Origin of the sequence: Marinihelvus fidelis (genome assembly GCF_008725655.1) — a bacterium.
GTDB lineage: Bacteria > Pseudomonadota > Gammaproteobacteria > Xanthomonadales > SZUA-36 > Marinihelvus > Marinihelvus fidelis.
Window position 1 is genome coordinate 72,578 of sequence record NZ_VYXP01000002.1, and the last position, 23,933, is coordinate 96,510.

Below are 23,933 nucleotides of genomic sequence, written 5' to 3' on the forward strand. Positions count from 1 at the left end.
CGCACTTTACTGGCAACCTCCGGGCTTGTCAACCATCAATTTTCAACCATCGAGCGGATGCCGCGTGATGATGTTTTCGCTGCGGTCCGGGCCGGTTGAGATCATGTGAATGGGCGCGCCGGTGAGCTGCTCCACGGCGTCCAGGTAGGCCCGCGCGTTGGCCGGCAGGCCGTCCAGTTCGGTGACGCCGCGCGAGCTTTCCTTCCAGCCCGGGAACGACTCGTAGACCGGCTCGATATCGCTCCAGTCATCCGGGTTCGTGGGCGGCACGTCGATGGTTTCGCCATGCAGCGTGTAGGCCGTGGCGATCTTCACCTCGTCCATGCCGTCGAGCACGTCCAGCTTGGTGACGCAGAAACCGGTCATGCCGTTCAGGCGCACCGCGCGGCGCAGCGCGACGGCGTCCAGCCAGCCGCAGCGGCGCGGGCGGCCGGTGGTGGCACCGAACTCGGCGCCGCGCTCGGCGATGCCGGCGCCCACATCGTCGAATAGCTCGGTGGGGAATGGCCCGGAACCCACGCGTGTGGTGTAGGCCTTGGTGATGCCCAGCACGTAATCAATGGCGTCCGGGCCCACGCCGGCGCCGGTGCAGACACCGCCGACCGTGGTGTTACTGGAGGTCACGAACGGATAGGTGCCGTGGTCGATGTCCAGCAGTGCGCCCTGCGCGCCCTCGAAAAGGATGCGCTTGCCGGCGTCACGCAGCGCGTGCAGTTCGCCCGCCACGTCGCCAACCATCGGTCGGATGGTGTCGGCCAGTTCCAACGTCGCCGCCAGGATGGCCGGGTAGTCCAGCGCGGCACGACCAAAGCGGTGCTGCAATACGAAGCTGTGGTAGTCGACCACATCCTCGAGCTTGGCTTCCAGTGCAGAGCGGTTGAGCAAGTCGGATACGCGGATGCCGCGACGCGACGCCTTGTCCTCGTAGGCCGGCCCAATACCGCGGCAGGTGGTGCCGATGGCCTTGCGGCCCAGCGCTTCTTCGCGGGCCTTATCCAACTCCACGTGGTACGGCATGATCACCGGGCAGGCCGGCGAGATACGCAGCCGTGAGCGCACGTCGACGCCGCGGGACTGCAGCGTATCGATCTCGGCGTTCAGGGCCTCGGGCGACAGCACGACACCGTTGCCGATCAGGCACTGCACACCCGGGTGCATGATGCCGGCCGGGATCAGGTGCAGGACGGTCTTGTCGCCGTCAATGACCAGCGTGTGGCCGGCGTTGTGGCCGCCCTGGAAGCGCACGACGGCGTCCATGTCACGGCACAGCAGGTCGACGATCTTGCCTTTGCCTTCGTCACCCCACTGGGTGCCGATCACGACAACGGAATTGGACATGATATTTCCTGTTTCTCTAAGTCATCAGCGCGTGGTCAGATCAACCACTGCAACATCAGCGCGCCGGCCAGCATGCAGACCAGCCCCACCACGCGCACGGTTTTCGGCCCCATTCGGGCCATGTCGAGCATGGTGCTGATCCACGCTTTCGGGGCCAGCACCGGCAATACGCCTTCGAGGATCAGCAACAGCGCGAACGCCGTCAGCAGGTCCTGCCAGAGTTCACTCACCGCTGCCGGAATCGCCGCCGAAGTAGTCGAAGAACTCGGTGGACGGATCCAGCACCAGCACGTCACCCGGGCCGTCGAAAGCATTCCTGTAGGCCTGCAGGCTGCGGTAGAAGCTGTAGAACTCCTGGTCCGCGTTGTAGGCCTCGGCAAAGGTCTTGGTCGCGATGGCGTCGCCCTCACCTCTCAGGCGCTGGCCGTCACGCTCGGCCTCGGCCAGGATGATCTGCGCCTGGCGGTCGGCATCGGAGCGGATACGCTCGGCTTCCTCGCGACCTTCAAAGCGATACAGGTTCGCGGCTTTCTGGCGGTCGGCGGCCATGCGGCGGAACACCGATTCGCGCACGTCGTCGGGCAGCTCGATGCTCTTGATGCGCACATCCACCACCTCGATGCCGAATTCTGACGCCGCGGAATTGGCCGAGGTCGCGATGTCCTGCATGGTGCTGACGCGCTGCTCGGAGACCACCTCGGCCAGCGTGCGGCTGGCGATCTGGTTACGCAGGCGGTCATCGACGATGTCGGACAGGCGGTTCAGCGCCTGCGCCTCGTTACCCTGGGTGGCCGAGTAGAACGTGGCCACGTCGACGATACGCCACTTCACGAAGGAATCGACCTCGACGAACTTCTGCTCCGAGGTCAGCATCGGCTCCGGCGAGGTATCCAGGGTGAGGATACGGCGATCGTATTTACGGATATTGTTCACGAACGGCAGCTTGATGTGCAGCCCCGGCTCGTAATCAGACTTGACGATACGGCCCAGCTGGAAGCGGATCGCGTATTCGGTCTCGCTGACAGTGAACAGGCTGGCCAGGCCGAGGCCGCCCAGGACGATTAACAGGATGACAAGTACAGGGCGGTTCATTGGCGACCCTCCCGGTTGGCGTTGCGAGTATTCCGGTCTTGCCGGTCCGCGGTCGGCGCGGGTGAATTCTGCGGCGTGAGTACCGGCGGAATGCGGTTAACCGCCTCGCCGGACGTGCCTCCAGTGACCTGGTCCAGCGGCAGGTAAAGAATGTTGCCGCTGGAATCGACATCCAGCAGTACCTTGCTGGAGCGCGACAGCACCCCTTCCATGGCCTGCAGGTACATGCGCTTGCGGGTCACGGCCGGCGCCTGGCGGTACTCTTCGAGCAACAGGCTGAAGCGGTCGGCTTCACCCTCGGCCAGGGCGACGGTGGAGTCGCGATAGCCGGTGGCTTCCTCGATGATACGCGCCGCGGCACCGCGGGCCTCGGGAATGACGCTGTTGGCATGCACCCGGGCTTCCTCGATAAAGCGCTCGCGATCCTCGCGTGCGCGGACCACGTCCGAATAGGCTTCCCTGACCTGCGGCGGCACGTTCACGTCCACCAGGTTGAACTCGGTGATTGACATGCCGGCCTGGTAGTTGTCCAGCGTGTCCTGCAATACCCGCTTGGCTTCAAGGCGAACCAGGTCACGCGAGCCACCCTCGAGAATCGCGTCCAGGCCATTGGCGCCGACGGATTCACGCAGCGCGCTTTCTGCCGCTTGCTGCAGGGTAATTTCCGGATCGCGAACGCGGAACAGGAACGACTGCGCATCGTTCACGCGGTACTGGATCTTGTAATTGAACTCGACCAGGTTCTCGTCCTCGGTGAGCATGTGCCCCTGGTCCTCGACCGAGCGCACCGCGCGGCTGACCTTGGTCAGCGACTCGATAGGCCGCGGCAGCGTAAAGTTGATGCCGGGGTCGAGTTCGCGGGTGTACTTGCCGAAGCGCTGGACTACGCCGCGTTCGGTTTCGTCGATGATATGCACGGCGTCCCAGCCCACCCAGGCCACCAGCGCCAGCAGTACCAGCGGCAGGACACCGGAACCGCCACCGGAACCCGAGCCAGAGCGGCGATCGCCGCCACCGCCACCACCGCCAAACAGCGATCGCAGCTTGCCGGAGAGGTTCTGAAACACTTCGTCCAGATCAGGGGGCTGGTCGCCCTGCTTCCAGGGATCCTTGCCACCCTTGCCGGGTTCTTTCCAGGGCATATCAATACTCCAGTAGTTCGTGACGGGCCGCGCTGGGCGCGGCGCAGTCGGGCATTATCCTACGCCGGGCTGGCGCCTGCCAGCCGTAACGGTACGTTGTGCGGGTTCAGGTCAACAGCTGCTCGCGCGCCAGCTGGCCTTCGCGCCCACCCTGCCGGGCCAGGCGCTCGGCCGCGGACAGCGGCAGGTCGACCCGCAGGTCCCAGGCGCCGTCCTCGGTGATCACTTCTTCACTGACGGCATTGAGCTCAAAGAGTTGCGCGCGCAGCCGCGCGTCGCGGCCATCAAGATGAATCCAGCGCTGCACGCGCTGGCCCACCAGGTGGCGGTCCATGGCCGCGCGCAGCAGGTCGAGACCGTCGCCGGTGAGCGCGGACACAAACACCCGCTCGGGCGTCATGTCGCCGGGCGGCACCACGCGGGACGACTCGTCGGCCAGGTCGATCTTGTTAAAGACTTCGATCACCGGCAGCCGGTCGGCGTCGATGGAGGCGAGCACGTCGATGACCTCCTCACGGCGCTCGGCATGGAACGGGTCGGACGCGTCGATCACGTGCAGCAGCAGGTCGGCTTCACTGGCTTCCTGCAGCGTGGCGCGGAACGCGGCAATCAGTTCGTGCGGCAATTCGGCGACGAAGCCCACGGTGTCGGCCAGCAGCACCTCGCCCTGGGCGTCGGCCAGGCGGCGCACGGTGGGGTCCAGCGTGGCGAACTGCATGTCGCGGGCATCGACACCGGAATCCGTCAGCGTGTTGAACAGCGTTGACTTGCCGGCATTGGTGTAACCCACCAGCGCCACGGTCAGCGCCTCGCCGCGTTGACGACGGCGACGGCCCTGGGCGCGCTGGCGGGCGACCTTGTCGAGGCGGTCACGCAGGTGACGAATCCGCTGGCCGATGAGGCGGCGGTCCGTTTCCAGCTGTGTTTCACCCGGGCCACGCAGGCCGATACCGCCCTTCTGGCGCTCAAGGTGAGTCCAGCCGCGGATCAGCCGCGTCGACAGGTGCCGCAACTGCGCGAGCTCGACCTGCAGCTTGCCCTCGTGGGAACGGGCGCGCTGCGCGAAGATGTCCAGGATCAGCGTGGTGCGGTCCAGCACCCGGCACTTGCAGTGTTTTTCGATGTTACGTTCCTGCACCGGCGACAGCGGCCGGCTGCAGAGCACCAGGTCGGCGTCCTGCAGGGTCACGGCCTCGGCCAGTTCATCGACCTTGCCCTGGCCCACGAAGAACTTCGCGTCAGGGCGGTCACGGGGTGCGGTGATGACGGACAGCACGGAAACGCCCGCAGAGCGGGCGAGTTCCTGGAATTCATCAAGGGCTTCCGGACCAGTGCCGGAAAAAACGGGATGCAGGATGACAGCGCGGTTGCCGCGCTCAAGGCGATCGATCAAAGACGGTACCTGGCTGTGATCCGGGCGGGCATTACTCGGATTGCTGTTCGTCGAATACCCGGACGTTGCGTGCCGGCACGACCGTCGAGATGGCGTGCTTGTAGATCATCTGGCTGACCGAATTCTTCAGCAAAACGACGAACTGGTCGAACGATTCGATCTGGCCCTGCAGCTTGATGCCATTGACCAGGTATACGGATACGGGGACGCGTTCACGGCGCAACGCGTTCAAAAAAGGTTCTTGTAGACTTTGACCCTTTGTCATGGCCATTCCTCCTGTTGGAATTATTGTCCGGCGCCATGGATAAGTTGGGAACGGTCCTGCCCGTTTTCAAGGAACTTTCGGACGTCGCCATGGATCCCCCCAAGCGCATTACGCAAGCTGGAATCATACCACAGCGCGTCGGTTTCCTTGCGCAACCAGGTGAGCTGTCGCTTGGCCAGCTGGCGGGTGGCCGCGAGCACCTTTTCGCGGAAGATCCGGCGCCCCTCGTCGCCGTCGCCATAGGCGCCGTCCAGCCATGCCCAGCCCTGCCGGTAACCCACCGCGCGCATGGATGACAGCGACGGGTCGAGCTCCGGCCGTGCGTGCAGCCCGCGCATCTCGGTTTCGAAGCCCTGCGCCATCATCTCGTCGAAGCGCAGGGCGATGCGGCGGTGCAGCTCGGTGCGCTCGCCCGGGCACACGACTAGCCGCAGAATGCTGAATTCCGGCGGCTCGCGACGCCCTGCCCGGCGCGCCTCGGTCACGGTCTTGCCGGTCAGCGCCATGACCTCCAGCGCCCGCTGGATGCGCTGCGGGTCGTTCGGGTCGATGCCCGACGCGGCCTCCGGGTCTGCCGCCTTCAGCTCGTCGTGCAGCCGCGGCCAGCCGACATCGTGCGCCCGTTTCTCGATCTGCGCCCTGACCCCGGCGTCGGCCGAGGGTAACGACGACAACCCCGAAAACAGCGCCCGGTAGTAGAGCATCGTGCCGCCGGCCAGCAATGGCACCCGCCCTGCCGCGTGAATGGCCCGGATCTCGCGCAATGCGTCGGCGCGGAAGTCGGCCGCCGAATAGTTCTCCTCCGGCGCGCGGATATCGATCAGCCGGTGCGGCGCGCGCGCCAGGGTCTCTTCGTCGGGCTTGGCCGTGCCGATATCCATGCCGCGGTAGACCAGCGCCGAGTCGACACTGATGATGTCCACGGGAAAGCGCTCGACCAGCTCGACCGCGGAGCCCGTCTTGCCCGCGGCGGTCGGCCCCATCAGCAGGATGACCGGGGGCGCGCTTGCTCGTTCGTGGCTCATCGGCCGCGCAGGAACAGCCGGTCCAGGGACCCCATGTCCAGCTGCACCCAGGTCGGCCGGCCGTGGTTGCACTGCGCTGAGCGCTCGGTGATCTCCATGTCCCGCAGCAGTGCGTTCATTTCGGCGACATCCAGCCGCCGGTTGGCCCGCACGGAGCCGTGGCAGGCCATGCCTGAAAGCACCTCGTCCAGCTCCGAGTCCAGTCGCCGGCTGTCCCCCTGGGTGGCGATATCCGACAGTACATCGACCAGCAGGGCCGCCGGGTCGGCCTTCGACAGCAGCGTCGGCACCTTGCGGACCAGCAGGGTCTCCGGCCCGGTGCGGTCGCAGTCAAAACCCAGGTCAGCCAGGCGCTCGCCGTGCTGCTCGGCCAGGTCGGCCTCGCGCTCGGACACCGTGACACCCACGGGCACCAGCAGCGTCTGCGAGCGAATGCCCTCGGCGGCCTGGGCCGCCTTCAGGCGCTCATAGGTAATGCGCTCATGGGCGGCATGCATGTCGACCAGCACCAGCCCCTTCGCGTTCTGCGCCAGGATATAGACGCCGTGTAGCTGCGCCAGTGCATAACCCAGGGGCGGAGCCTCTGTGGGGTCCGCTTCGGCGGCCGCGCCGGTCATCGCAACCGGTGCCGGATCGGGCGCCGGGCCTTGAACGGGCCCGGGCATGGGGGCGTAGGCTGGCGCGGTGGAATAGGCTGCGCGACTGCCAGGCAGACCCGGGCCCGGCTGGTACGGCGCATGTGACTGGGCGACGGCCAGGCCCGCCTGGACAGGCGGCTGTTCAGCCGCAGGGTCCGCGCCTGGGCGCGGAGCGCCGGCGCCCACGCCGGTGTCGGCCAGCGCCCGGTGCAGTGAAGAGTAGATAAAGTTGTGTGCCTCGCGCTGGTTGCGGAAGCGCACTTCGTGTTTCTGCGGATGGACATTCACATCCACGAGGTCGGGCGGCAACGCGAAAAACAGCACGAAACCCGGGTGTCGGCCGTGATAGAGCACGTCCCTGAATGCCTGCCGGACGGCATGCGCCACCACCCGGTCGCGGATCATGCGCCCGTTGACGAAGAAGAACTGTCGGTCCGCCTGGGCGCGGTTATAGCGTGGCTCGGCCACCCACCCGGACAAGGTCATTCCGCCGGCTGCCGCTTCGATCGGCATGGCGTGGGCGAGGAAATCGTCACCGCAGACGGCGGCCAGGCGGCGGTTCATGCCATGTTCGTCATTGGCCGGCGGCAGGGCTCGCACCACGCGGCCATCGTGCTGTAGCTCGAAACCGACGTGGCCATTACCCAGGGCCAGGCGCCTCAGCAGGTCATCAATATGGTTGAACTCGGTGCGGTCGGCGCGAAGGAATTTTCGCCGCGCCGGCACGTTGTAGAACAGGTCACGCACATCGAGCCGGGTCCCCACCGCACCGGCGGCGGGCGCGGGTTCGGAGATCACGCCATGCCGGGCCTCGACGGACCAGGCGTGCGGCACCGATTCGGTCCGCGACGACAGGTCCAGCCGCGCGACCGAGGCAATACTGGCCAGCGCCTCGCCGCGGAAACCCAGCGTGGCCACCGCCTCGAGGTCATCGAGGTCGACAATCTTGCTGGTGGCGTGGGAAGCCAGCGCCAGCGCCAGCTCATCCCGCTCGATGCCCTTGCCGTCATCTTCGATGCGGATCAGGCGCTTGCCGCCCTGCTCCAGCGTCACGCGAATCGACCGGGCGCCGGCATCCAGGCTGTTTTCCACGGCCTCCTTGACGACCGACGCGGGGCGCTCAACCACTTCGCCCGCCGCGATCTGGTTGACAAGATTTTCTGGCAGTCGGCGAATGGACATGACCGGTCGAGGGTCCCCGTGGGTGTCAGCTGGATGGGACTGGGGATGATAGCCCACGATGGCGGCCACTGTTAACGCGTGACGCGACCTCTTCGCAGGGTCAGGTCAGAAACCTGCAGCAGAAATGGTGGCGCGCCGGGATTCACGGGCTATCAGGCCTGCTTCACCCGGTGCGCCACCGCTGCGGAGGGTACGGTTTAGCCGGCCGGGATGACCAGTTCCTTGCCGACCGTGATCATGTCGCCGCTCAGGTTGTTGGCGGCGCGCAGGCTCGAAAGCGGAACGCTGTACTGGCTGGCGATGGCCCCCAGGGTTTCACCCCGGGACACGATATGCCGGCCGCCATCGCGGTTCGCCGCGATCCAGGTCCCCGGCGGCGGCGATGCATAAAAGTAGTTACGCACGCCGCGCACGATCGAGTCCGCCATGTTGGTCTGGAACTCGCGCTGCGTCAGTCGCGTCTCTTCGGTCGGGTTGCTGATGAACGCGGTCTCCACCAGCACCGACGGCACGTCGGGTGACTTCAGCACCATGAAATTGGCGCGGCCGATATGTGGCTTGTGCACCTTGTGCGCCTGGCCGATGGAATCCAGGATACTGGCCGCGACCTTGTCGCTGGCCTGGATGGTCGCGCTCTGGGACAGGTCCAGCAGCACCGAGGCCAGCAGGTCGTCCTTGTCATTCAAAGACACGCCGCCCACCAGGTCGGAGGAATTCTCGCTCTGCGCCACCAGGCGCGCGAACTCACTGCTGGCGCCGCGCTGTGACAACACGAACACGGAACTGCCGCGCACGCTGCGGTTATGGAACGCGTCGGCGTGAATCGATACGAACAGGTCGGCACGCTCGCGGCGGGCCTTCTCGTATCGCTCACGGTGAGGGATGTAGTAATCACCGTCACGGACCAGCACGCCACGCATGCCAGGCTGGGCGTCCAGCGCCGTCTTCAGCCGCCGCGCAATCTGCAGCACAACGTCCTTTTCCTGGGTGCGGCCCTTGCCAATGGCGCCAGGGTCTTCACCACCATGCCCGGCGTCAATGGCGATGACCACATCACGGTTGTCCGCCGCCAGGGTCTTGACGCTACGGGCCGGCGCCTTGGCCGGTCGCTGCCCCGCGTCATACATATCAATGACCAGGCGATGGCCATACTGGCCGGTGGGCTCTATCAGGAAGCTCTTGATGTCGACCTGGCTTTGCAGGTCCATGACCACGCGCAACGTGCCCTCGTCGGGCTGGCCGTGGCGCACATTGGAAATCATCCCGGCATGCTCGGCGATGAAGTCGAGCTGGGTTGAGAGGGTCGCCCCCTTGAGGTCGACGACTACCCGGTGAGGCTTTTCGAGCGTGAACAGCTTGTACTCGCTGGTGTCATCAAGATCCAGCACCGCGCGGGTCTTTTCCGGGTCCGTCCAGACACGAAAACCTTCCACCTCTGCCCCAAAGGCAGAAAATGAAATCGCCATTAGAAAAACGGCTATGGGTCGGAAGGCCCCCATTGATCTCCTCTCCACTTCCATGTCGGTCATGGTAATGATGAATCGAATTTCCGGAAATTGCAACAGTTTTTCTATGAAAAACCGCTGGATAGAGGGGTTAACTAGAATGGAAGTTTAAAGAAGCCTCTGAAAAGAATGACATAAGGCATTACCGGAACTTGAATACGGCAATATCGTAACGCGACGCTCTGTTCCGGAATGATTGAACTCAAGCACGGCGTCCGCCGCGGGCAACAGCGCGCCTCCGCGCTCTGGCCACTCCGCGAGCAGCACCGTCTTCTCGTCGAACAGGTCGGTAATGCCCAGGAATTCAAGCTCTTCCGGATCGCCGATACGGTACAGGTCCAGGTGCAACACCTGCACATCCGCCAACGGGTAGTGCTCCAGCAGTCCGTATGTCGGGCTCTTCACGCGGCCCGCATAGCCCATGCCCTGGATCAGGGCGCGGACAAACGTGGTCTTGCCGGCGCCCAGGTCGCCATGCAGGTGCAGGCAAAACGGGGGCTTGAGCGCCGGTGCCAGCCGCGCCGCCAGCGCGGTCATCTGCACCTCACCCATCACCACGCTGCAAGCCGCTTCAGACATCCAGTACTCCCGGTAGTGCGTCACAGAAATCCAGTGCCAGGCGACCGACCTGGCCGTTACGGGCCGCCACATCACCTGCCGCGGCATGGGCCACTACGGCCGCGCAGGCTGCATCATACGCGGGCAGGCCCTGTGCCAACATGGCCGCGACAACGCCGGTGAGCACATCCCCTGCCCCGGCCGTGGCCATGCCCGGATTGCCCAGCGCGCACAGCGACCAGCGACCATCGGGCGCAGCGACCACGGTGCCACAGCCCTTGAGTACCACCACGGCGCCGTACTGCTCCGCCAGTGTGGCGGCGGCCGCGAAACGGTCTGCCTGCACCACGGCCGTGGACTGCCCCAGCAGGCGGGCGGCCTCGGCGGGATGGGGGGTGATGACCCACTCGCCCTTCCGGGGCCAGGCCATCGAGTCGCGTAACGCCGCGAGCAGGTTCAGCCCATCCGCGTCCACCACAAGGGCAGTCGTACGCCCAAGGCATTCCGGCACCAGCGACCGGGCCCATCCATCTTTGCCCAGGCCGGGACCCAGCGCGATAACATCACTATCCGAGGGCTGCGGGGGGACATCATCACCGCCCTCCACGGCCAGGGTCATCAGTTCCGGCCGCGCCAGGTTGAGCCAGTGCGCGTGCACGGGGTGCGTGGCCACCGTGACCCGTCCGGCGCCGGCCCGCAACGCGGCCTCACCAGCCAGGCGCGCGGCTCCACTCATGCCGCGGTTGCCGCCGACAACGACCACGTGCCCGAACAATCCCTTGTGACTGTTGAGCCGTCGCCGCGGTAAAAGCCGGCCAATGTCGGCCCTGTCCATTCGCCGGCCCACTGCCCGATCACCATCCAGCGCGTCATATATGGTATCGGGCACCTTCAGGGTGTCGAACACCACCTTTCCGGCGCAGTCGGGGCCATCCGCGGTGAGCAGGCCGCGCTTCATGCCGACCAGGGTCACGGTGACATCGGCGCTGACGGATACGCCATGGATGTGGCCGGTGTCCGCGCCCAGCCCCGAGGGGACATCAACGGACACGGTTGCCGCCCGATGGTTGTTTATGGCCTTGATGGCCGTGGCCCACTGGCCTTCGACCACGCGCGCCAGCCCGGTTCCCAGCAATGCATCGATCACCAGGTCGGCCGCGGGCAGTTCGCCCGACCACGGCACGGTTTCGCCACCGCAGGCTCGCCAGTCCGCCGCGGCACGCCCAGCATCGCCCGAAAGCTGCTCCGGTTGCCGCAGCGCCACGACAGCTACGTCGATACCCAGTGCGCTGGCGAGACGGGCGATGACATAGCCGTCGCCGCCGTTATTGCCGGCGCCGCAGACCACCAGCCACCGCCGGGCGTCCGGGAAGTGCTGTCTCGCGACGTTGACGACCGCCTGCCCTGCCCGGCACATCAGCGCGTAGCCATCGCCGCCGCCGGCCTCGATGGCCAGTTCGTCGAGGCGGCGCACGGCCGCCGCGGTATACAATCTTTCCGGGATCGCGGACATGCAGCGCATTATATGGAGCGCCCCTGCCGCGAGCCACGATTTCCGCAATCCGGAGCCGCATTATCGACACCGCGCAACTGGCGACCGAGATCAAGCAATGGGGCCGTGAACTGGGCTTCCAGCAACTCGGCATCACCGACACCCAGCTCGACCAGCACGAGGCCTGGCTGCAGACCTGGCTGGCCGACGGCATGCATGGCGAAATGGACTACATGTCACGCCACGGCACCCGCCGCAGCCGGCCATCGGAACTGATCCCGGGCACCGTCCGGGTGATCTCCGCACGCATGGATTACATGCCGGATGGCGAGGACGATGTCTTTGGCCTGCTCGAGCAGGATGAAACCGGCTTCGTGTCCCGCTACGCGCTTGGCCGCGACTATCACAAGGTCATGCGCAACCGCCTGCAGAAGCTGGCCAGCCGGATCGAGTCTGCCATCGGCCCGTTTGGCTACCGCGTGTTCGTTGATTCCGCACCGGTGCTGGAGAAAGCGCTGGCGGAAAAAGCCGGCCTGGGCTGGATCGGCAAGCACAGCAACCTGCTCAACCGGGAAGCCGGCAGCTGGTTCTTCCTCGGTGAGATCTATACCGACCTGCCGCTGCCGATGGACGAGCCCGGTGACGAGCACTGCGGCAACTGTCGCCGTTGCCTGGACGTCTGCCCGACCGGCGCCATTGTCGCCCCTTACCGTGTTGATGCGCGGCGCTGTATTTCCTACCTCACTATCGAACTGCGCGGCCCCATTCCGGAGCCACTGCGGCCGCTGATGGGCAATCGGATTTACGGCTGTGACGACTGCCAGGCGGTGTGCCCGTGGAACCGCTTCGCCACGCCGACAGCGGAGGAAGATTTCACCCCCCGCAATGGCCTGGAAGCACCGCAGCTGCGCGAGCTGTTTGCCTGGGACGAGGCCGAATTCCTGGCGCGGACCGCGGGCAGCGCGATCCGCCGCATCGGCCATGAATGCTGGCTGCGTAATATTGCCGTTGCACTGGGAAACGCGGCCCCATCGCTAGAAAACGTGGACGCACTTGAGCGCCGCGCCGATCACCCCTCGGCCCTGGTGCGTGAGCATGTCGCCTGGGCGCTGGCGCGCCAGCGTGGACAGGCGGCGTAACGGCGGCTGCGATATACTGGCCGCCACTCCAGATTGACCCGTGGAAAGCACATAATGAACTCTCTCAACACGCTCAAGATGCTTCGCGAGCACGGCGGCGCCGCGCTCACCCAAGGACTGTCCGATGACACCATCGCTGATTTCATACGCCGTGACCCGCAACTGGTGGCCGCGATTGAAGATGCCGGACGACAATTCGATGCGCTGAGAGACGAGTTTCCTGAACTGCTGGCCATGGACGAATGCGACCAGCTGGCCGAGATCCAGGCCGAGTACGTCAATTTCTATGCCGATGACGCGGTCAATCCCTATGTCTCGCTGGCCGCCCGCGGGCCGTGGATCATCACGCTGAAAGGCGCCGTGCTCTATGACTGCGGCGGTTACGGCATGCTCGGCTTTGGCCACACCCCGGATGCGGTGATCTCGGCGATGAGCCAGCCGCACGTCATGGCCAACATCATGACGCCGAACCTGAGCCAGAAGCGCTTCGCCGATGCCCTGGACCGCGAGGTCGGCCACCGGCGCAAGGACGGCAACCCGTACCGTCACTACCTGTGCCTGAACAGCGGCTCCGAAGCCGTGACGCTGGCCGCTCGCATCGCCGACATCAACGCCAAGGACCGCACCGACCCGGGGGGCGAAAACGCCAACCAGCCGATCAAGCACCTGGGCCTGGCCGGCGCATTTCACGGCCGGACCGACCGCCCGGCGCGCTACTCGGACTCCACCCGCAAGGTGTACTGCAAGAACCTGGCGTCCTTCCGCGACCAGGACAGCCTGATCACGGTTGAACCCAACAACGTCGAGCAGCTTGAGCAGGTCTTCAAGTACGCCAATGACAACGGCATTTTCATCGAGGCCATGTTCCTGGAGCCCGTCATGGGCGAAGGCAACCCCGGCATGCCGGTCACGCCAGAGTTCTATGCCCGCGCCCGCGAACTGACCCGCGAACATGGCGCGCTGCTGCTGGTCGACTCCATCCAGGCCGGCCTGCGCGCGCACGGCGTGCTGTCGATCATCGATTACCCGGGCTTCGAAACACTGGACGCGCCGGACATGGAAACCTGGTCGAAGGCGCTGAACGCCGGCCAGTACCCGCTGTCCGTGGTCGCGCTGACCGAGGATACGGCGGCGATTTACCGCAAGGGCGTGTATGGCAACACCATGACCACGAACCCGCGGGCGCTGGATGTCGCCGTCTCCGTACTGAACTCGCTGACACCGGAACTTCGCCGCAATGTTGAGGAGCGTGGCGCCGAAATGGTCGCAAAACTCAAGCAGCTCCAGGCCGAGACCGGCCAGCGCATCACCCAGGTGCAGGGCACGGGCCTGCTTGTCAGCGCCGAGCTCAACCCGACCCTGTACAAGTGCTACGGCGCGGGCTCGACGGAAGAATACATTCGCAAACAGGGCGTCAACGTGATCCATGGCGGCATGAACGCGCTACGCTACACACCCTACCTGCTGATGACATCCGAAGAGGTCGACCTGGTCATCGACGCGACCCGCGACGCGCTGCTGAATGGCCCGGCCAGGGCCGCGTCCGAAGCCGCCTGAACACGGTGATCGACTAACACGAACTGGAATTCGCGAATTGGCTCATATGAAACCACTTCCGGCGACGACGACGCCGGAACTCAATGATGATTTCGCCCTGTTTGAACGCATCCTGGGCTTCGTCCCCAACAGCCTGCTGACCATGCAGCGGCGGCCGGCCATGGTGAAGGGCTTCGGTGCGCTGACTCGCGCGGTCATGGACCCTGATGGCGACGTCGACCTGGGCTTCATGCGCCTTGTGGCGCACTTTTCCAGTCGTGCCGCGGGCTGCCAGTACTGCGAGGCGCATTCGCTGATCGCCGCAGAGATTCATGGCATTGCGCCGGAAAAGGTCGAGGCCGTCTGGGAATACCGCACCAGCCCGCTCTACACACCAGCTGAGCGTGTCGCGCTGGACTTCGCCCTGGCCGCCGGTGCGGTGCCCAATGCCGTGGACGCCGAACTGATGGCCGCCATGAATGAACACTGGTCCGAGGCCCAGATCGTGCAGATCCTGGGGGCCGTGTGCCTTTACGGGTTCCTGAACCGCTGGAATGACTCCATGGCCACCGACCTGGAAGACGCGCCGAAAGCGCTGGGGGACGCCGTCCTCGCACGGGGCGGCTGGACCGGCGGCAAGCATGTCACAAACGACGACACGTCACCCGCCGAATAAAAGCTGAACGGTTAAAAAACCGGGGGCGGCTCGGAGAGGGGCCGCCCCCGGATGCGCCGAGAGGCGATCACAACACCGACAGCAAGCGCTCCATCCACATGGGCGCCATCAACAGCGCGCCCAACCAGGCGGCACCGGCAACGACATTACCGGCCACGGAGAGAGCCAGGACGAATGGGGTTCGGGACGTGGACACGCCCTGCTCCGCCTCGACCACCCGCACGGGAACATCCGGTTCCCCTGCCGGCAGGCGGGTTTCGTGGTACTTCGCTTCGATCAATGGTTGATACAGCATCGGTGTTTCTCCCCTGACGTTGGTGGCTATTGGACCACCACCTGTTCTCAAACCCTGAGAACCGTCATACAGTGTTGATTTACACACTACTGTATATTAATACACCTTTAATGGCAAACGCCGTTAAATCATTGTTTTAAAAGCATTAGCGGTTCAGAGAAAGCCGGGCGGCCGGCTGGCCACAGCGGATCAGTCGTACTTCAGCGCCGTCGCCCGGACCGATTCGGCCACGGCTTCACGCAGGAAACCGGGCGCCAGCACCTCTGCCTCTGGCCCGTAACGCAGGATATCCATGACCAGTTCCCGGGCGTCACTGAAGGGCACTTCCAGGACCCAGGAACCGCTGTCGTCATACTCACCCACCTGGTCCGGGTGCCACTGCTCGTCTGCCACCCAGCGCGCCATTTCGGCAGAAAAGCGGATGCGCGCCTTGTGCCGCGCCGGGCCGGAGAAAATGCCGTAGGACTGGTCGTAGTGTTCCGCCAGTTCTTCCGCGGGGAGTTCCCTGGCCGCCTCGTCCAGCAGGCGTTGCTCACTGATACGCTCCAGCGCAAAACTCCGCAACCCGTTAGCGCCGTGGCACCAGGCATCCAGGTACCAGGAATTGCGGTACTGGGTGAGACGCTGTGGTGAAACCTGGCGTTCACTGACCTCGTCGCGGCCACGGCCATGGTAGACAATATGCAGGCGCTGGCGCCCGACCAGCGCGCCCAGAATATCCTGGAACAGCCGCCCCGGAACCGCGCGCCCGGCCACCGCCTGGATATGAATGCGCGACTCCCCTTCCCCGGTTTCCACGCCCTTTTGTTGCAGCAGTGAAGAAATCCGTGACTGCAACGACGACAGCTCGCCTTCGAGCAGGCCGGGCTGCACATCGCCCAGCACCTGCCGCGCGGTCAGCAGCGCCTGCAATTCGTCGGGACTGATCCAGATACCCGGCAACTCGAAAGGCTGGTCATAACTGCGGTCGTAATAAAAGCCGCGATTGTCCGGATCCTGCTCGATGGGCGCGCCAAGGAAATCCCGCAACTCGCCGACCAGCCGGTACAGCGTGGCCTGCGAGCACTCCAGGCGTTCCATCAACTCCTGCCGCGAGATCGGCGTACGCCGCTGGCTCAGGATGTTGTGCAGGTGGTAGAGGCGCTCGACTTTGGACATGGAAACCGGCGCCTCCCGTTCAGGCCTGCTCAGCGGCGCGAACCGCGATGTATTCGAGCGCGTGGCTGATTCTTGCCAGCGCGCGATCCTGTCCCACCAGCCAGAGCGTCTTGTCGATCGACGGCGATACACCAGAACCGGCCAGTGCCACGCGCAATGGCTGCGCCACCTTGCCCATGCCGACCTCCAGTTCGGCCGCCACCGCGCGGACCGTGTCGTCCAGCGCCGCCGGGGACCAGTCACCCAGGTCACGCAGCGCCTCGCGGATGGCGCGCAGCGGCGTCTCCGCCACCGGCCGCAGGTGCTTCTTTGCCGCGCCGGCATCGAAGGCGTCGAAATCCTCGAAGAAGACCCGGCTCTGCTCGGCCATCTCGCGCAGCGTCTTCACGCGTTCGGCCTGCACGCTGACCACGTCTTCCAGGCTCGGACCATTGTCGGTGTCGATGCCCAGGTCGTTGAACTGCCAGGCCAGGTGCGGCGCGACGTCCGCAGGCGGCAGGGTCTTCATCCAGTGCTGGTTGAGCCAGTTGAGCTTCTCGTGGTCAAACGCGGCCGCCTTGCGGTTCACCGCGTCGATGGAAAACAGTTCGACCATCTCGTCCCGGGTGAACACTTCCTGGTCGCCATGCGACCAGCCCAGCCGGACCAGGTAGTTGTTCAGCGCGTGCGGCAGGTAACCCTGGTCACGGTACTGCATCACGCTGACCGCACCGTGGCGTTTGGACAGCCGCGCGCCATCATCGCCCAGGATCATCGGCACGTGGGCGAACTGCGGCGGCGTGGCGCCCAGGGCCTCGTAGATATTGATCTGCCGCGGCGTGTTGTTGATATGGTCATCGCCACGGATGACCAGGCTGATCTTCATGTCCCAGTCATCGACCACCACGGTGAAGTTATAGGTCGGCGACCCGTCAGGGCGCGCGATCACCAGGTCATCCAGTTCGTCGTTGCTGATGACGATGGTGCCGCGCACGCGGTCGTCAAAGCGCACGTGGCCTTCGCGCGGGTTGCGGAAGCGCACGACCGGTTTAACACCGGCAACCGGCTCGCCACCATCGCGGCAATGGCCATCGTAACGCGGCTTTACACCCTGCTTCATCTGCTCTTCGCGCAATGCATCGATGCGCTCTTTCGAGCACCAGCAGTGATAGGCCTTGCCCTCCGCCAGCAGCTGCTCGACCACCTCGGCATAACGGTCGAACCGGCGGGTCTGGTAAAACGGCCCCTCGTCGTGGTCCAGTTCCAGCCATTCCATGCCGTCCAGGATGGCCTGCACGGACTCCGGTGTCGAACGCTCAAGGTCGGTGTCTTCGATGCGCAGCACGAAATCGCCCTGCTCGTGACGGGCCTGCAGCCAGCAGAACAGCGCGGTACGCGCGCCGCCAACGTGTAGAAAGCCCGTGGGGCTGGGCGCGAATCGGGTACGGGTGGTGGTCATGGTCTTGAATTCTGCTGCAGCGGCATCGGGCCGGAAAAAGGCGCATTTTACGTCATCGTGGTGTGCCGTGTATGCCATGAACCACGCGCCGGCCGAAGGCCACAGGCGCTCAATTGAATACCTGTCTCCAAGCGAATCAGTGACCTATGGCATTCGGGTCGTTTTTGCGGTATTATTTGCGCCCCTTTTGTACACACGGTCTCTCCGCGTGCTTCCAAACCCCTTTAAAACCCGCTGGGCCGTCCTGTGCCTGCCAGTCGCACTCGTGTGCGTGGCGGGCGCGTTCGCGTGGCTGAAGGGTGAAGACGCACCGGCCGTGTCGCGCGTGGACGAGATACGTGACCGCGGCGCGCTGGTCATGCTGACCCGAAGCGGCGCCAGCAGTTATTTCACCGGCGCCCAGGGCGATACCGGCCCCGAGTACGAACTGGCGCAGCAGTTTGCCGAACACCTGGGTGTTGATATCGAAGTCCGGGTTGCCGACGCGTTCACCGACCTGGAGCATCTGCTCGAAGCCGGCGAAGGCGACCTGATCGCGGCCAACCTGACGCGCACACCTTCGCGCGAACTGAAATTCCGCTTCGGCCCGGCCTATGCCGATACCCACACCCAGGTGGTGGTGCGCTGCGGCATCCGCAAACCGCGCAAACTGGCCGACCTGGCGGGCCTGCAGGGTGCCGTGGTCGCCGGCACCAGCTACGAAGAGCAACTGCTGGCGGCATCCGCCGAACAGCCCGAGCTGAACTGGTCATCGCGTAACGACGCCGGCATGGAAGACCTGCTGCTGGCCGTCGACGAGGGCCGCATTGACTACACGCTGGTCGATGAACGCATCTTCCTGGTCAACAGCCAGTTCTACCCGAATGTCCGCGAGGCCTTCGACCTGGGCCCCGCCGAGCCATTGGCCTGGGCCTTCGCCCGCGATGACGACGACAGCCTGGTCCAGCAGGCCGAACTGTTCATGCGCCACGCCCGCGCCGACGGCGTGCTGGCGGCGATTGACGAACGTTTCTTCCGGCCACGCCAGAAACTCAACCAGGTGGGCATGCTGCGCTTTGTCGAGCGTGTCCGTGAGCGCCTGCCGCCATGGCTGCCGCTGTTCCAGGAGGTCGCCGAAGAACACGACCTGGACTGGCGCCTGCTGGCCGCGATGGCGTACCAGGAGTCCCACTGGGATCCGGCCGCGGTGTCGCCGACCGGCGTACGTGGCCTGATGATGCTGACGCTGAACACGGCCAACCAGATGGGACTGTCGAACCGCGAAGACCCGCTGCAGAGCATCCGTGGCGGCGCCGGTTACCTGGTCTACCTGCGTGACAAGCTGCCCGAGCGCATCGCCGAGCCGGACCGGACCTATTTCGCGCTGGCCGCCTACAACCTGGGCTTCGGCAGCCTGGAAGACGCCCGCGTCCTGACCGAGCGCCTGGGTGGCAACCCGGACCGCTGGGCGGACGTCGAGAAACACCTGCCGCTGCTGGCCAAGGAGCCGTACCACTCCACGCTCCGCTACGGCTACGCCCGTGGCCACGAAGCGCAGCAGTACGTTCGCAATATCGGCCGTTTCTATGACACGCTGGTGTGGATGGATACCCGCGCGCACCCCCTGCTTGCCTCGCGGATGATGGCCGCACCCTGAACGGCGGCCCCGGCAACCCTAGTCCCCACGGCGCTCACGGCGCCGCTTTCATTCCTGCGCCAGCTGATCCAGCCAGAGACAATCGCCACTGGACGACTTGATGTCGGCCAACCGGGCTTCGTGCAGGGCAATCTCTTCCTCGCTCGCGCGCAGCACCCGCACCGGGGGGCGCTCAACCTGCCCTGCCGCGGCCTCGAGTTCCCGGGTATCCGGCCCGTCTGAATCCATACTCAGCCCCAGCGCGACCTGGCCGCCGGTCATCGCCAGGTAGACGTCAGCCAGAATCTCGGCGTCGAGCAAGGCGCCATGCAGGGTCCGGCTGGTGTTGTCGACCTCGTACGCCTTGCACAGGGCATCCAGGTTGTTGCGCTGGCCGGGCCGCTCCGAACGCGCCAGTTCCAGCGTATCGATCACCGGCTGGCGCTCGCTGAACGGCGGCCGGGTCATGCCCAGCATGCCGTACTCGTAATCGAGGAAGCCCAGGTCGAACGCGGCGTTATGAATCACCAGCTCCGCGCCATCGACATACTCGAGGAAGCGCTCCGCGATCTCGCCGAAACGGGGCTTGTCGGCCAGGAACTCGTTACTGATGCCGTGCACTTCCAGCGCGCCGGCATCGACCGCGCGCTCGGGATTGATGTACTCGTGGAAATTGTTGCCGGTCAGCTGGCGCTCCACCAGTTCGACGCAGCCGATTTCGATGATGCGGTGGCCGTCGCGGGTTTCCAGGCCGGTGGTTTCGGTATCGAGGACGATCTGGCGCATCAGCGTCGGATCCCCGCACGGGCCAGTTCATCGGCGCGTTCGTTGCCCGGGTCCCCGGCATGACCCTTGACCCAGGTCCAGCTGACATCGTGGCCCTGGAGCGCCGCGTCCAGCGCCTCCCACAGGTCACGGTTCTTGACCGGCTGCCTGGAGGCGGTTTTCCAGCCACGCGCCTTCCAGCCCCGCATCCACTCGGTGACGCCCTTCATGACATAGGTCGAGTCGGTATAAATGGTCACCGGCTCGCGCCGCGTGATGGCCTTCAGGCCCTCGATCACCGCGCGCAGTTCCATGCGGTTGTTGGTGGTGGCGGCCTCGCCACCGTTGAGCTCCTTGCGGTGCTCGCCCCAGATCAGCAGCGCGCCCCAGCCTCCCGGGCCCGGGTTGCCACTGCAGGCGCCGTCGGTATACAGCGAAATTCGATTCAAGCCGATTGTTCCTTGCGATTCATGGTTTGTTCCAGCGCGGACTCCATCGCCTGCACGCCGGCGCCACTGGACGCCGGCCGGGCGAAACGGACCCGGCTGACAATGGGCCGGACCGGGCTCAGTCGCGCCAGCACGGCTACCTGGTCGGCGAATCCGAACAGCAGGCGCCGCCAGCCATCGCGGGCATTCATGCTCGTACCGGCGATACCCAGCCCCGCCCTCGACTCGAGCACGAAAGAGCGCTGGCGCAATCGCTGGCATAGCCGCCACGGCCGGATTGACTGCAGGCCGCGCTGGTCGCGTCGCCAGCGCCCAAAACCGTACCGTCCAGGCCCCAGCACCAGCAGGTGAGCGCCGGGCTTGAGCACCCGGCGCAGCTCGCCCAGCAGCCGTTCATCGCCGTCCTTTACCAGGCCATGGGCGACGACCAGGTCGAAGACCTCGGACTGGAACGCCAGCGCGCGTAGGCTGACCGCGACACACCCGCCCGCCGAATGCGCGCCAGAGACCGCCGGGGCGACCCGGAAGACGCGAGTTCGCTGACCATGCGCCAGCCCCTCGAACACGCCAGGCCGGGTACTGACCACCAGGACCCGGTAAGGCCCAAGTGCGTCGATTACCCGGCACAACTCATCCTTGGCGGCGGTAAAGCCGCGGGAATCGTGGTCTGCAGGGAGCTTGCGCGGGCCCATCCGAAGCGCCTTATCAGTTGACTTGGGCGATGACAGGCACAAGCATAAGCGCTGACCCGACCGCGCTCAACCGCCACCACGGAGAATCGCATTCGTGCACCCCGAAGACCTCGTCATCGAACCCATTCCCGCCTTCAACGACAACTACATCTGGCTGCTGCACCGCGGTGGTGATCATTGCGTCATCGTCGACCCCGGTGACCACGAACCCGTGCTGGACGTGCTGGCCGCACGCGGCCTGGCGCCCGACGCCATCCTGCTGACCCATCACCACTGGGACCATGCGGACGGCGTACCCGGCGTGCTGGAACAGTTCGACGTGCCCGTGTACGGCCCCGCGGACGATCGCCTGGGTGACTGGTGCACACGCTGCCACGAAGGCGACACCGTGAGCGTGGAGTCGCTGGGCCTGTCGTTCAACGTGTTCGACGTTCCGGCGCACACGCGCAGCCATATTGCCTTCGTCGGCCACGGCGCGGCATTCACCGGTGACACGCTGTTCAGTGTGGGCTGTGGGCGGCTGTTCGAAGGCACCGCGGACGATATGCAGCGTGCGATGGACAAGCTAGCTACCCTGCCCGGCGAAACGAAAATCTACTGTGGACACGAATATACCGTCGCCAACTGCGCGTTCGCGCTGCAGGTCGAGCCGGACAATGCCGCCCTGGCCGAACGTGCAGAGCAGGCCAGCGAGTTCCGCGCGCAGGGCCACCCGACCCTGCCATCCACGATCAAAGACGAACTTCGCACCAACCCATTCATGCGGACGCGCGAACCGGCGGTGGTCACCGCCGCACGCCGGCACGACGCCGGGGCCGGCCCGGGCGCCTCCACCATGGCCGCAATCCGCGCCTGGAAGGACCGTTCATGAACTTGTTAAGAAAATGCTAAAACCTTGATTTTCGATTGGAATTGGCCATAATGCAGCGTCACAATAATGACATGTTGTCTGGAGTTGCCGTGTCTTTACGCTGGATGCTGCCCCTGGCGGGCCTGGTGCTGGCGAGCTGCGCGACCACCGCGCCGCAATCCCCGCCCACCGACCTGACCACCGAACCGCGCATGAAGACCGCCGCCACTCCCGAGCGCGCCGAGTCGGTCGACGATCATTTACCTAAACTTGCCCGTGAACCCGCCGCCACGCCGGTGGCCGACGCGCATGTTCACGAATCCCCTTGGGAGCGCATGATGCACTCCTTCGCCCTGCCCGACTGCGCCTCCCACGAGGCCAGCCGTGACTGGGCGCAGTGGTATGCCGACCGCCCCGAGTACATGGCCCGCGTGTTCAAGCGAGCCGAGCCGTGGATCTATTTCATCGTCGAGGAACTCGAGTTCCGCGGCCTGCCGGGCGAACTGGCCCTGCTGCCGATCGTCGAGTCGGCCTATGACCCCTTCGCCTATTCCAGCGGCCGTGCCCTGGGCGCCTGGCAGTTCGTCGCCGCCACCGGTCGCGACTTCGGCCTGAACCAGAACTGGTGGTACGACGGCCGCCGCGATGTCTGGGCCTCCACCTACGCCGCGCTCGATTACCTGATGTACCTGAACGACATGTTCGAAGGCGACTGGTTGCTGGCGCTGGCCGCATACAACTCGGGCCAGGGCCGCGTCTCCCGCGCCGTCAAGCGCAATGTCCGCAACGGCAAGCCGGGCGACTTCTGGAACCTGAAACTGCCGCGAGAAACCCGCGGCTACGTGCCAAAAATGCTGGGCCTGACCTGCCTGTTCCTGAACGCGCAGGAATACGGCTTCAAGATGCCCGACACGCCGGACCAGCCGGTGATCGCCGCGGTGGATTTCGGTACCCAGACCGACCTGGTCCTGGTCTCCCAGCTGGCCGAAGTGCCGATCGACCAGGTCTTCGCGCTGAACCCTGGCTACAACCGCTGGGCCACGTCACCAGACGGCCCCTACCGCGTGGTACTGCCGGTGGACGCCGCCGAACGACTGGAACAAAAAATGGAGAACCGGAACCCGTCCGAGCTGATGCGCTGGGACCAGGTGACGGTGCAGAGCGGCGATACGCTGTCCAAGCTGGCGCAGGTGCACCACGTACCGGTCTCGGTGATTCGTAGCGCCAATGACCTGGCGTCGGACCGCATCAATGTCGGCCAGAAGATCCGCCTGCCGCGCGACAGCCAGATGGCACTCGACCCGCGTTACGCGGCCGCCGCCGCCGAGCTGGCCGAACTGCAGTCCGGCCTGCTGGCCGCCGACCGCACCACCTACACCGTGCGCCGCGGTGACAGCCTGTCGGTCATTGCCCGACGTTATAACGTGTCGGTCAAGGAACTGCAGGCCTGGAACAACATCTCCAACCCGCGCATGATTCGCGCCGGCCAGCGCCTGACCGTGTTCCAGAGCCCGGCGCCGCGCGGCAGCAGCCAGCCGGCGTCACGTGACTACACGGTCCGCAGCGGCGATTCGCTGTGGAGCATCGCCCGCAAGCACAAGGTCAAGCTCAACGACCTGATGCGTTGGAACGGCCTGAGCCGCGGTTCCGTGCTGCAGCCGGGCCAGTCGCTGAAGATCATGTTCTGAGC

24 protein-coding genes are annotated in these 23,933 nt (G+C 65.3%); 6 read left to right on the forward strand and 18 right to left on the reverse strand.

The genetic code is table 11. The features are described 5' to 3' along the window. Window positions 1-42 precede the first annotated feature (42 nt). The 12 genes from F3N42_RS01725 to F3N42_RS15685 form a co-directional block, all read right to left on the reverse strand. Window positions 43-1,338: an adenylosuccinate synthase gene (locus F3N42_RS01725; protein WP_150862666.1), complete on the reverse strand. Its 1,296-nt coding sequence runs from the start codon at window positions 1,336-1,338 to the stop codon at window positions 43-45. Between the two features lie 35 nt (window positions 1,339-1,373). Next, the gene (locus F3N42_RS01730) at window positions 1,374-1,568 is read right to left on the reverse strand and encodes a DUF2065 domain-containing protein (protein ID WP_224784624.1); all 195 of its coding nucleotides are present in this window, start codon (window positions 1,566-1,568) and stop codon (window positions 1,374-1,376) included. Next, window positions 1,561-2,430, reverse strand: coding sequence for a protease modulator HflC (gene hflC / locus F3N42_RS01735; protein ID WP_150862668.1), 870 nt, complete (start codon window positions 2,428-2,430; stop codon window positions 1,561-1,563). The genes F3N42_RS01730 and hflC overlap by 8 nt, the downstream gene beginning before the upstream one ends. Then, entirely contained in the window at window positions 2,427-3,572 is a 1,146-nt protein-coding gene (gene hflK / locus F3N42_RS01740; RefSeq protein WP_150862669.1) for an FtsH protease activity modulator HflK, read from the reverse strand. The genes hflC and hflK overlap by 4 nt, the downstream gene beginning before the upstream one ends. Before the next feature lie 106 nt (window positions 3,573-3,678). Further along, on the reverse strand, window positions 3,679-4,965 hold the full coding sequence (gene hflX, locus F3N42_RS01745; protein WP_150862670.1) for a ribosome rescue GTPase HflX: 1,287 nt from the start codon (window positions 4,963-4,965) through the stop codon (window positions 3,679-3,681). A gap of 31 nt (window positions 4,966-4,996) precedes the next feature. After that, complete coding sequence (gene hfq / locus F3N42_RS01750) at window positions 4,997-5,230, reverse strand: RNA chaperone Hfq (protein WP_150862671.1); 234 nt, start codon at window positions 5,228-5,230, stop codon at window positions 4,997-4,999. 20 nt (window positions 5,231-5,250) lie between these two features. Continuing rightward, on the reverse strand, window positions 5,251-6,255 hold the full coding sequence (miaA, locus tag F3N42_RS01755; protein WP_150862672.1) for a tRNA (adenosine(37)-N6)-dimethylallyltransferase MiaA: 1,005 nt from the start codon (window positions 6,253-6,255) through the stop codon (window positions 5,251-5,253). After that, window positions 6,252-8,075, reverse strand: a complete 1,824-nt coding sequence (mutL, locus tag F3N42_RS01760; RefSeq protein WP_150862673.1) for a DNA mismatch repair endonuclease MutL — start codon at window positions 8,073-8,075, stop codon at window positions 6,252-6,254. Before mutL ends, miaA begins: the two co-directional genes overlap by 4 nt. 197 nt (window positions 8,076-8,272) lie before the next feature. Then, window positions 8,273-9,541 carry an N-acetylmuramoyl-L-alanine amidase gene (locus F3N42_RS01765; RefSeq protein WP_224784625.1) on the reverse strand — a complete coding sequence of 423 codons (1,269 nt, stop codon included), beginning with the start codon at window positions 9,539-9,541 and terminating at the stop codon, window positions 8,273-8,275. 147 nt (window positions 9,542-9,688) lie between these two features. After that, entirely contained in the window at window positions 9,689-10,159 is a 471-nt protein-coding gene (gene tsaE, locus F3N42_RS01770; protein WP_224784626.1) for a tRNA (adenosine(37)-N6)-threonylcarbamoyltransferase complex ATPase subunit type 1 TsaE, read from the reverse strand. Then, window positions 10,152-11,630: an NAD(P)H-hydrate dehydratase gene (locus F3N42_RS01775; protein ID WP_318190943.1), complete on the reverse strand. Its 1,479-nt coding sequence runs from the start codon at window positions 11,628-11,630 to the stop codon at window positions 10,152-10,154. The genes tsaE and F3N42_RS01775 overlap by 8 nt, the downstream gene beginning before the upstream one ends. A 29-nt stretch (window positions 11,631-11,659) precedes the next feature. Further along, entirely contained in the window at window positions 11,660-11,848 is a 189-nt protein-coding gene (locus F3N42_RS15685; RefSeq protein ID WP_224784627.1) for a hypothetical protein, read from the reverse strand. Between F3N42_RS15685 and queG the strand changes: the two genes are divergently transcribed. Genes queG through F3N42_RS01790 form a run of 3 tightly spaced genes read left to right on the forward strand, consistent with a single transcriptional unit; the run spans window position 11,762 to window position 14,981 of the window. Then, window positions 11,762-12,769, forward strand: a complete 1,008-nt coding sequence (gene queG / locus F3N42_RS01780) for a tRNA epoxyqueuosine(34) reductase QueG (protein ID WP_224784685.1) — start codon at window positions 11,762-11,764, stop codon at window positions 12,767-12,769. The two genes, F3N42_RS15685 and queG, sit on opposite strands and share 87 nt — an antisense overlap. 54 nt (window positions 12,770-12,823) lie before the next feature. After that, complete coding sequence (locus tag F3N42_RS01785) at window positions 12,824-14,326, forward strand: aminotransferase class III-fold pyridoxal phosphate-dependent enzyme (RefSeq protein ID WP_150862677.1); 1,503 nt, start codon at window positions 12,824-12,826, stop codon at window positions 14,324-14,326. A gap of 46 nt (window positions 14,327-14,372) precedes the next feature. After that, window positions 14,373-14,981, forward strand: coding sequence for a carboxymuconolactone decarboxylase family protein (locus F3N42_RS01790; protein WP_224784628.1), 609 nt, complete (start codon window positions 14,373-14,375; stop codon window positions 14,979-14,981). Between the two features lie 67 nt (window positions 14,982-15,048). On the opposite strand, the gene F3N42_RS01795 is transcribed toward F3N42_RS01790, so the two are convergent. From F3N42_RS01795 to gltX, 3 genes are all read right to left on the reverse strand, one after another. Continuing rightward, the gene (locus F3N42_RS01795) at window positions 15,049-15,276 is read right to left on the reverse strand and encodes a hypothetical protein (protein ID WP_150862679.1); all 228 of its coding nucleotides are present in this window, start codon (window positions 15,274-15,276) and stop codon (window positions 15,049-15,051) included. A gap of 189 nt (window positions 15,277-15,465) precedes the next feature. Beyond that, window positions 15,466-16,434: a helix-turn-helix transcriptional regulator gene (locus tag F3N42_RS01800; RefSeq protein ID WP_150862680.1), complete on the reverse strand. Its 969-nt coding sequence runs from the start codon at window positions 16,432-16,434 to the stop codon at window positions 15,466-15,468. Window positions 16,435-16,453: 19 nt separating this feature from the next. Next, the gene (gltX, locus tag F3N42_RS01805) at window positions 16,454-17,872 is read right to left on the reverse strand and encodes a glutamate--tRNA ligase (protein ID WP_150862681.1); all 1,419 of its coding nucleotides are present in this window, start codon (window positions 17,870-17,872) and stop codon (window positions 16,454-16,456) included. 76 nt (window positions 17,873-17,948) lie between these two features. On the opposite strand from gltX, the gene mltF reads away from it, so the two are divergent. Next, window positions 17,949-19,508: a membrane-bound lytic murein transglycosylase MltF gene (gene mltF, locus F3N42_RS01810; RefSeq protein WP_224784629.1), complete on the forward strand. Its 1,560-nt coding sequence runs from the start codon at window positions 17,949-17,951 to the stop codon at window positions 19,506-19,508. A 48-nt stretch (window positions 19,509-19,556) separates the two neighbouring features. On the opposite strand, the gene dnaQ is transcribed toward mltF, so the two are convergent. The 3 genes from dnaQ to F3N42_RS15695 are packed head-to-tail and all read right to left on the reverse strand — an operon-like array spanning window position 19,557 to window position 21,393. Next, window positions 19,557-20,273: a DNA polymerase III subunit epsilon gene (dnaQ, locus tag F3N42_RS01815; RefSeq protein ID WP_150862683.1), complete on the reverse strand. Its 717-nt coding sequence runs from the start codon at window positions 20,271-20,273 to the stop codon at window positions 19,557-19,559. After that, window positions 20,273-20,707 (reverse strand): ribonuclease HI, encoded by a 435-nt coding sequence (gene rnhA, locus F3N42_RS15690; RefSeq protein ID WP_224784688.1) that lies wholly within the window; start codon window positions 20,705-20,707, stop codon window positions 20,273-20,275. Before rnhA ends, dnaQ begins: the two co-directional genes overlap by 1 nt. Continuing rightward, window positions 20,698-21,393 (reverse strand): methyltransferase domain-containing protein, encoded by a 696-nt coding sequence (locus F3N42_RS15695; RefSeq protein WP_150862685.1) that lies wholly within the window; start codon window positions 21,391-21,393, stop codon window positions 20,698-20,700. Before F3N42_RS15695 ends, rnhA begins: the two co-directional genes overlap by 10 nt. 94 nt (window positions 21,394-21,487) lie before the next feature. Between F3N42_RS15695 and gloB the strand changes: the two genes are divergently transcribed. Both gloB and F3N42_RS01835 read left to right on the forward strand, forming a co-directional pair. Continuing rightward, window positions 21,488-22,264, forward strand: a complete 777-nt coding sequence (gene gloB, locus F3N42_RS01830) for a hydroxyacylglutathione hydrolase (protein WP_150862686.1) — start codon at window positions 21,488-21,490, stop codon at window positions 22,262-22,264. An 89-nt stretch (window positions 22,265-22,353) separates the two neighbouring features. Beyond that, window positions 22,354-23,931 carry a lytic transglycosylase gene (locus F3N42_RS01835; protein WP_191621172.1) on the forward strand — a complete coding sequence of 526 codons (1,578 nt, stop codon included), beginning with the start codon at window positions 22,354-22,356 and terminating at the stop codon, window positions 23,929-23,931. The last annotated feature ends 2 nt before the right edge of the window (window positions 23,932-23,933 follow it).

Excerpts from the sequence above, each read along its gene's own strand:
- F3N42_RS01725 (WP_150862666.1), bottom strand. The coding sequence starts at position 1,338 with ATGTCCAATTCCGTTGTCGTGATCGGCACCCAGTGGGGTGACGAAGGC.
- hflC (WP_150862668.1), bottom strand. The coding sequence starts at position 2,430 with ATGAACCGCCCTGTACTTGTCATCCTGTTAATCGTCCTGGGCGGCCTC.
- hflK (WP_150862669.1), bottom strand. The coding sequence starts at position 3,572 with ATGCCCTGGAAAGAACCCGGCAAGGGTGGCAAGGATCCCTGGAAGCAG.
- hfq (WP_150862671.1), bottom strand. The coding sequence starts at position 5,230 with ATGACAAAGGGTCAAAGTCTACAAGAACCTTTTTTGAACGCGTTGCGC.
- miaA (WP_150862672.1), bottom strand. The coding sequence starts at position 6,255 with ATGAGCCACGAACGAGCAAGCGCGCCCCCGGTCATCCTGCTGATGGGG.
- mutL (WP_150862673.1), bottom strand. The coding sequence starts at position 8,075 with ATGTCCATTCGCCGACTGCCAGAAAATCTTGTCAACCAGATCGCGGCG.
- F3N42_RS01765 (WP_224784625.1), bottom strand. The coding sequence starts at position 9,541 with ATGGCGATTTCATTTTCTGCCTTTGGGGCAGAGGTGGAAGGTTTTCGT.
- tsaE (WP_224784626.1), bottom strand. The coding sequence starts at position 10,159 with ATGTCTGAAGCGGCTTGCAGCGTGGTGATGGGTGAGGTGCAGATGACC.
- F3N42_RS15685 (WP_224784627.1), bottom strand. The coding sequence starts at position 11,848 with ATGCATGCCGTCGGCCAGCCAGGTCTGCAGCCAGGCCTCGTGCTGGTC.
- F3N42_RS01785 (WP_150862677.1), top strand. The coding sequence starts at position 12,824 with ATGAACTCTCTCAACACGCTCAAGATGCTTCGCGAGCACGGCGGCGCC.
- F3N42_RS01790 (WP_224784628.1), top strand. The coding sequence starts at position 14,373 with ATGAAACCACTTCCGGCGACGACGACGCCGGAACTCAATGATGATTTC.
- F3N42_RS01795 (WP_150862679.1), bottom strand. The coding sequence starts at position 15,276 with ATGCTGTATCAACCATTGATCGAAGCGAAGTACCACGAAACCCGCCTG.
- F3N42_RS01800 (WP_150862680.1), bottom strand. The coding sequence starts at position 16,434 with ATGTCCAAAGTCGAGCGCCTCTACCACCTGCACAACATCCTGAGCCAG.
- gltX (WP_150862681.1), bottom strand. The coding sequence starts at position 17,872 with ATGACCACCACCCGTACCCGATTCGCGCCCAGCCCCACGGGCTTTCTA.
- mltF (WP_224784629.1), top strand. The coding sequence starts at position 17,949 with ATGAACCACGCGCCGGCCGAAGGCCACAGGCGCTCAATTGAATACCTG.
- dnaQ (WP_150862683.1), bottom strand. The coding sequence starts at position 20,273 with ATGCGCCAGATCGTCCTCGATACCGAAACCACCGGCCTGGAAACCCGC.
- F3N42_RS15695 (WP_150862685.1), bottom strand. The coding sequence starts at position 21,393 with ATGGGCCCGCGCAAGCTCCCTGCAGACCACGATTCCCGCGGCTTTACC.